Genomic DNA, 6585 nt, shown 5'->3' on the forward strand with positions numbered 1-6585 from the left:
TCTCCGCGATCGTCACCTGGCGCTGGACGGGCTACAACGCGTTGATCTACCTGGCCGCGACCGTCCCGGCGGACGGCGCGGGCGGGCGGCTGGCCGTGGTGGCGCCGAAGCATCTGCTCGGCGACCTGGCGGCGGCACTGCCGGGCGCCGACTCCGGGCCCGAGCCGGACCTCGCCCGCCCGCTGGTCCTGCTCTCGCCGACGCAGGCGAAGGGCCTGGAGTTCGACAGCGTGCTGGTGGTCGAACCGGCCGACTTCGGCCGCGCGGAGCTCTACGTCGCCCTGACCCGCGCCACGCAGCGGCTGGGCGTGGTGCACAGTGCGGCCCTGCCGGAAGGCCTGGAGCTGGAGGAGCAGGCGCCGACCACGACCTGACGGAACGGGGGGTCGCCGAACACCACTCGGGTGCTCGGCCGTCGTTCATGCCTCGGGACCCGAGCTGCTGCAGCGGAATGACGCTCGGGCCACGGCACCGGGGGTGGGTGGCGGGGCGGGTGGGGTACGCCCCGCCCCGCCACCTGGCGGACGGTCGGGGCGCTGCTCGACCCGGACGTTCCGGGGCAGCATGACCACCCGGCCGGACGGTTCGTGAACCCTCCCCCGGAGTCTGCGACGCAACGGTTCGGCGTGGGGCGTCGGTGAGGTCACGCTTCCCTCCGCCGCCCCGCGACCGTCACGCAGCTCGGACCCGGCCCGAACGGCGGGGAGACGGTCAGGGATCGGGGACTGCCGTGCGCCCGGGACAACGCCGGGCCTCCCCTTGGTGCGTGGTAGCCCCTGTTGCCGTACGGCGGTGGCGGCCGAGCACACGGGCAGCGGCCTGGCACGCCCGTACTCGACAGCAGCGTGCGGACGATCGGCGAGTCACCGCTCGGAGCAGAGCGATCGGGTGCCGCACGCCGTTGAGGTTCAGCACGTGCTCTCATCGGACAGGCGCTGCCCAGCGAGCCAGGCGAGCTGGGGCAGCGTCTCCCCCGACTTCTGCAAGCCTTCGCAGACGAGCTCCCGCGGATCGAGACGCCGTCCGGCCAGGTACCCCGCAACGGCGAGCGCCCACCGCCCCTTCTTCAGTCGTCCGAGGACGTACCCGACGACAACCGCCAGCCCGAGGGCAATCTTGGCAGTGATCTTCACAGGTACTCCCTTCGCTCGTGCCCGTCTCCATGGCAGTGCCGTGCGGAAGGTGAGACACCTGCCCGGCCGGGTGCACGCTGCTTCTGGCCGAGGTCGGCCGGTACGTCACCACGATCGGTTCCCCGTACAGGGCCGTGGAGCCGGCCGGTCACGATCCGACGCCGGTGCCAGGTCGGTGAGGTGGCCCCGCAGCTCCTGGCGGGCGGCGTCGCTGTCGGATCCGGCGCCGAGCGCGTAGGTGGCGGGGCGGGGGCGGCGGTCGTGCCACAGCAGGCCGGTGGAGTGCATGGCCTCGGGTGCGGCGCCGAGCCGCACGACGGTGTCCGCGCCTTCCTCCGGGGCGCGGATGATCGGGTGGGTCGCCGGCGCCCTCGTCGCCCTCTCTCCACGGACAGCGGAGGCCCTCGGACCGCGGTGACGGGCAGGTGAGGGAACGGTCGCGGTGTCGAGCGGTGGTTCGCGGACTGACTGCCGAGAAGCTCCACTACCGGCGAATCTCCGCCTCACGTCACCAGGGGCTGCCCGTCGATCATGTGGGATCAGTCCAGGCTCTCCGTTGCTGTGTGGAGCCGGTTCAGCAGGGCGACCAGTTGTTCCTGCTCGTCCTGGGTGAGTGGTGCCAGCAGTTCGGCGTTGGCGGCTTCGGCCAGGGTGCCGCAGCGGGAGAGGACGGCTGCGCCCTCCGGGGTGACGGTGACGGCGTTCTTGCGGCGGTCGGAGAGGTCGGGGGAACGCAGGACGAGGCCCTGCTTCTGGAGGTGGTTGAGGATGCCGACCATGTCCTTGGGATCGACGGCCAGTCGGCGGCCCAGGTCGGCCTGGGTGACGGGTCCGTACTCGGCGGTGGCGGCCAGCACCGCATGGTGCATCAGCTTCAGCCCTTCCACCGCGATCGCGTCGGCGACCATGCCCCGGCCTCGGGCCGCGACACGGCCGATGAGCCACGTGGGCAGGCCCTGGATGCGCTGGAGCTCCGTGGTCATGGGCTCACCCTATCCAAAGTCGTTGGACTTCCCAATGACATGCGCCCTATCGTTGGGATGCCCAATGAGTTCGGATCGGGGGAGGTCCTGTGCTGCGCATTCGCCATGAGGTCAACGGTGGGCCGGAAGTGCTGTTCGTCGAGGAGGTCGACCGACCCGAGGCAGGTGTCGGGGAGGTTCTGATCCGGGTCGAGGCGGTCGGGGTGACCCTGCCCACCGTGCGCAAGGTTCGGGAGGGCGGCAAGCCGGTCCCGTTCGGAGGCGAGGTCGCCGGGAAGGTCGTCGCCCTGGGTGCCGGAGTCACCCCCTTCAGCGTGGGGGACCGCGTCACCGGGCTGTGCTTCGCGGACGCCTACGCCGAGTTCGCGGTCCTGGACACCGCCATGGCTTCCCCGATTCCGGACGGCGCGACTGCCGTGGAGGCGGTCGCGCTGGTCCGCAGCGGACTGGTGGCGCGCGGTGCCTACGAGGCCGCGCGCACAGGGCCCGGCGAGTCGGTGCTGGTCACGGCGGCGGCCAGCGGTGTGGGCACGCTGGCCCTCCAGTACGCCAAGGCCGGCGGGGCGGCACGCGTGGTCGCCGCCGTCAGCAGCGCCGACAAGGCCGACTTCGTCCGAGGGCTGGGCGCCGACGAGGTCGTGCTCTACGAGGACGCCGACTGGGGCGCCCCGTACGACGTGATCCTCGACGGTGTCGGCGGTGACCTTCTCGGCCCCGCTGTGCGGGCCCTCGCGACGGGCGGCCGACTGGTCGCCTACAGCTCCGGCGGCGGCACGGTCGAGGCGTACGAACTCCTGGTCCGCGGCGCCTCGATGATCGGCTTCCAGATGCGCGCCATCGCCGTCGGCAAGCCCGAACTCTACGACCGCTGGCTGCGCGAGCTCTGGCAGATGCGCGACGCGGGCATCTTGCGCACCACCGTGCACGAGGAGATCCCCCTCGTCGACGCCGCCCGAGCCCACACGCTCGTCGAGCAGCGCCGCAACCTCGGCAAGGTGGTCCTTGTCCCGTAGTAGCCGCCCGGCCGATCATGTGATGTTGGTTCAGGGCATGGGCTGGGTGATCTGGCGAGCCGGATGGCCGGCCCAGCCCCTCGCCTCGTGCACCACTTCCGCCGAGCGGCGGACCGGACTCCGCCACGGCGGTTCGTCCTGGCGTTTCGGCGCCTGTCCCCCTTTCATGCTGCCGGTACCGGCGGCGGGTCGGTTCGAGCCCCGTCCGCGTGCCGATGAGCACGCACGATGGTGGAGTCCGCCGAGATGCCCACTTGAACCACCAGCAGCACCATCGCCAAGCCCATGAACCTCCGGACGCGGGTCAACGTTCGCGGCCCCGCCTGCCCCGTCGGTTCGAATCCGTGTCCCCCGGCCCGCGCCGAATCCGCTCACGACGCGACGGGCCTCGGACGACGCTCCGCAGCGCTGCACAGCGCGGGCCAGGATGTCGGGCGACCCGGCCGTCCCCCGCGCGGCCGGGCCACACCGATGCGGGAATCCGGGGTGGTGACCGCGGGCGTGGCTGGCCTCCGGAAGCCCGTCAGCATCAGGGCGCGACCGCACCCGGCAGAGCCCATGAGCGGTCAGGGTGCTGGTTGAGGGTGGTGCTGGGCAAGGTCCGGTAGGCGCCGCGGTAGTGCGCGGCGAAGTGGCCGGGGTGGGCGAACCCCCGCCGCACCGCGATCTCCGTGACCGTGGCGGTGCGCGGGTCGGCGGCCGGCAACTCGGCGTGCGCGGCATCCAGGCGCACCCGGCGCAGGTGGGCGAGCGGGGTGGTGTCCAGATGCCGGCGGAACGCGTACTGCAGCGCCCGTGGCGTGACACACGCGGCCGCGACGATCTGCGCCAGGCCGATGTCCCGGCCGGCGTTGGCCTCGATGAACGCCACGGCGCGGTGCACGGTGTCGGGGGTGGCGTCCGCGCCGTCGGTGGGTGCGTCGTCGCCGGTCATGAGGGTGGTCGGGAAGACGGTGAGGGCGGTGGTGGCCACCAGGCGGGCGGCGGTACCGGCCGGCAGGGGGCCGGCCGCGGAGGGCGGGTTGTCGAGGAGACGGTCGACGCAGTCGGAGGTGTGCCGCCACACGTCCGCCGCCGCCTCGTCGACCGGCCCGCGGGCCAGGAGACGCCATGGCTTCTCCGCGTCTTCCGGCGTCAGGCCGGCGGTCTCGGCGACCAGGGAGGCGGGCAGCAGCTCGGGCTCCGTGGTGACCTCGGCAAGCGCCATCGGCCCGGCGGTGTGCTGCCGACGGCGACGGCGTACCGCATGCCAGCCGAGCGGCGATCCCTGTCCGGCAGAGCAGGCGCCCCCCATGCCTCGACAGACACGCGCATCCGACCGGGCGCTGTTCCCGCCGTGGGGGCGAGCTACTTCGTGACACGCGCCACCGTACGGGTGCCCGCCAGGCCGCGTTGGATGCTGACACTCGCAGCGTAGGCGTCGATGATCCCCAGGCCGCGGCCGTGGGTGGCGAATCGGGACCGGCTCCCGCAACCGGAACGCTTCCAGCTGCCCTGGTCCGCGACTTCGATTTCGATGAATTCCGGCCCGTTGCGGAGCATCAACCACACATCGGCACTGCCGCTGTGCAGATAGGAATTGGTCGCCAGTTCGCTGGCGATGACCATCAGGGCGTCCTCGGCCTCTCCGGGGAGGTTCCAGCGGGTGCCCGCTGCCCGGACGAAGCTGCGGAACTTCGGCGCGGCCTCCGCGGAAGCGGCCAGCGTGCAGACCGCCTTTTCGCCGATTGCGCTCGCCTGACCGCTACGGGTTACAGCCTCGGTTGATCGTGTGGAAGTCATGTCGGCCATCTCCCGTTCGCGGTGAACGCACGAGTCGGTGTTCCGCGAGGTGAGGCAGGGACAACCGCTTCCCGTCAGGGGCCGGCTCGGATGTCCGGAGAATCGGCGGGCCGGTCGGGCCCGACGCCTCAACGGCCGGGGAGTGGCTGGCACTGGTCACGCACATCGCTGTACCGCGAAGGACGTACGGCGCCGGACCACGGTTGCGGTTCGCGGTGAATCCTTGGCATCCCCGCGTGAGGCCTACGGACACTTCTGAATCCTTCGTCCACTACCTGCTGCACCTCGCACATAAAGGCCTCCAGGCACGGCGAGCAGCGGGCACAATGTGTGGAGCGTCCACTCCCTCCGCAAATCGGCGGTTGCTCCATCCATCCGGCAGCGGAGGGCGAGACAGAGCGAGGGGCCGCCGCATACGCCGCCGGTCCACCGGCAACGGCCACCGGGGCTGGGACGGTGATGCGAAAGAGATCAGGCAGCCGAGGAAAGCAACGAGGCTCTCGCCGGTGCCCTGCACCACTCACGAATCCAGGACGAACAGCCTCGCCGGATGCCCGCCGAGGGCACCCGCAGTGTGCGCGTCTTGTCACGGGAACGACGGGCGTCCGGATGGCAGCAGAAGACCTACCCTGCCCATGGACTGGGCCCTTGCCTCATGACGAGAAGGTCGGAGGCCCGGTCTGTCGGCCAGAGGTCGATCCGGTAGAGGAAGTGGTCACCGGGGCCGCCGTTGGTGTCGACGACCGGCGGCCGGGACGGGACGTAGGAGACCCGGGCGCGTAGTAGCCCGGTCGGCACGACCAGGCTCGGTCCGTCGGCCGGGTCAACTCCCGGGCTGGACACCGTGAGGACGCCCGACAATACGTGGAGGTCGGCCTCGACGACGTGTTCCGCCGTCGGCTCCACCACGGGTACGGACATGTGAAGGGTGATCAGTGACTCGACGAGGTCGTCGCGGGCTGTTCCGACGGAGATCGAGTGGGGTTCGACCCCGATGCGATGGATGTGGACTGCCTCGCGAGTCCAGCCTGCCGGCGGCAGGTCCGGATCTGTGGCGTGCTCGTCCATCCAGGCGTCGTACGGCTCAAGGTCTTGGACGTAGAACTGCCCGTGATCGGCATCGATCAGGAATCGCAACGAAGCACCAGCCACGGGCAAAGGCTATCGGAGCTCATGTCGGTATCCGATCCGGCCCGGTCACGTCATACGCCCCACCGCCGTGGAACATGAAGATGGAGGGCATGACGTCGAATTCCTCGCGGAAGTAGCCGCCATAACCCGGCTCGTCGACGTGCGGCGCCAGAAGTTCGAGGATGGGTGCGAGCCCCTCCAGCATGTCGTCCAGGTCGTCCAGCCAGACCACCAGGACGAACAGCCCCCGGGCATGCCGGGAGCCGCGGGACTGGCGCAGCATGCGGGCGAACTCGCCGCCGGCCAGATATGTGTGGTCGTCCGAGGCCGGCGTCAGCAGAGGATGGGGATGCTCACCGGCCTCACCGGCCTCACCGGCTGGCGTGCGGTCGCGGTCGGTGCACAGTCCCATGTGCCAGCGGAGGGTGTCCAGGACTGGCTCCGGCGTGTCATCCCGCAGAAAGCAGGAGAAGACCATCTCGAAGCGCAGGCTCACGAGGTCGTCCTGTACATCTGCGCCGACAGTCGGGGCTGCCACCCGAG

8 protein-coding genes are annotated in these 6585 nt (G+C 71.0%); 2 read left to right on the plus strand and 6 right to left on the minus strand.

Annotation, left to right across the window (positions count from 1 at the left end; genetic code table 11):
- The coding region (locus tag ABZ641_RS22275) for an ATP-binding domain-containing protein (protein ID WP_359984222.1) at window positions 1–374 on the plus strand (374 nt) is incomplete at its 5' end.
- Between the two features lie 534 nt (window positions 375–908).
- On the opposite strand, the gene ABZ641_RS22280 is transcribed toward ABZ641_RS22275, so the two are convergent.
- Both ABZ641_RS22280 and ABZ641_RS22285 read right to left on the minus strand, forming a co-directional pair.
- A complete protein-coding gene (locus ABZ641_RS22280; RefSeq protein ID WP_359984225.1) occupies window positions 909–1133 on the minus strand; it encodes a hypothetical protein in 225 nt (74 codons plus the stop codon).
- Window positions 1134–1672: 539 nt separating this feature from the next.
- A complete protein-coding gene (locus tag ABZ641_RS22285) occupies window positions 1673–2116 on the minus strand; it encodes a MarR family winged helix-turn-helix transcriptional regulator (protein WP_359984228.1) in 444 nt (147 codons plus the stop codon).
- 89 nt (window positions 2117–2205) lie between these two features.
- Between ABZ641_RS22285 and ABZ641_RS22290 the strand changes: the two genes are divergently transcribed.
- Entirely contained in the window at window positions 2206–3129 is a 924-nt protein-coding gene (locus ABZ641_RS22290) for a zinc-binding dehydrogenase (protein ID WP_359984231.1), read from the plus strand.
- A 529-nt stretch (window positions 3130–3658) separates the two neighbouring features.
- Here the strand turns inward: ABZ641_RS22290 and ABZ641_RS22295 are convergent.
- From ABZ641_RS22295 to ABZ641_RS22310, 4 genes are all read right to left on the minus strand, one after another.
- Window positions 3659–4336, minus strand: coding sequence for a helix-turn-helix domain-containing protein (locus ABZ641_RS22295; protein WP_359984233.1), 678 nt, complete (start codon window positions 4334–4336; stop codon window positions 3659–3661).
- A 140-nt stretch (window positions 4337–4476) separates the two neighbouring features.
- Window positions 4477–4920: an ATP-binding protein gene (locus tag ABZ641_RS22300; RefSeq protein ID WP_359984236.1), complete on the minus strand. Its 444-nt coding sequence runs from the start codon at window positions 4918–4920 to the stop codon at window positions 4477–4479.
- A 615-nt stretch (window positions 4921–5535) separates the two neighbouring features.
- Complete coding sequence (locus tag ABZ641_RS22305) at window positions 5536–6048, minus strand: hypothetical protein (protein WP_359984238.1); 513 nt, start codon at window positions 6046–6048, stop codon at window positions 5536–5538.
- Window positions 6049–6082: 34 nt separating this feature from the next.
- On the minus strand, window positions 6083–6585 hold a 503-nt coding region (locus ABZ641_RS22310; RefSeq protein ID WP_359984240.1), incomplete at its 5' end, for a hypothetical protein.

This window comes from Kitasatospora sp. NPDC007106 (assembly GCF_040634455.1).
Taxonomy (GTDB): Bacteria; Actinomycetota; Actinomycetes; order Streptomycetales; family Streptomycetaceae; genus Kitasatospora; species Kitasatospora arboriphila.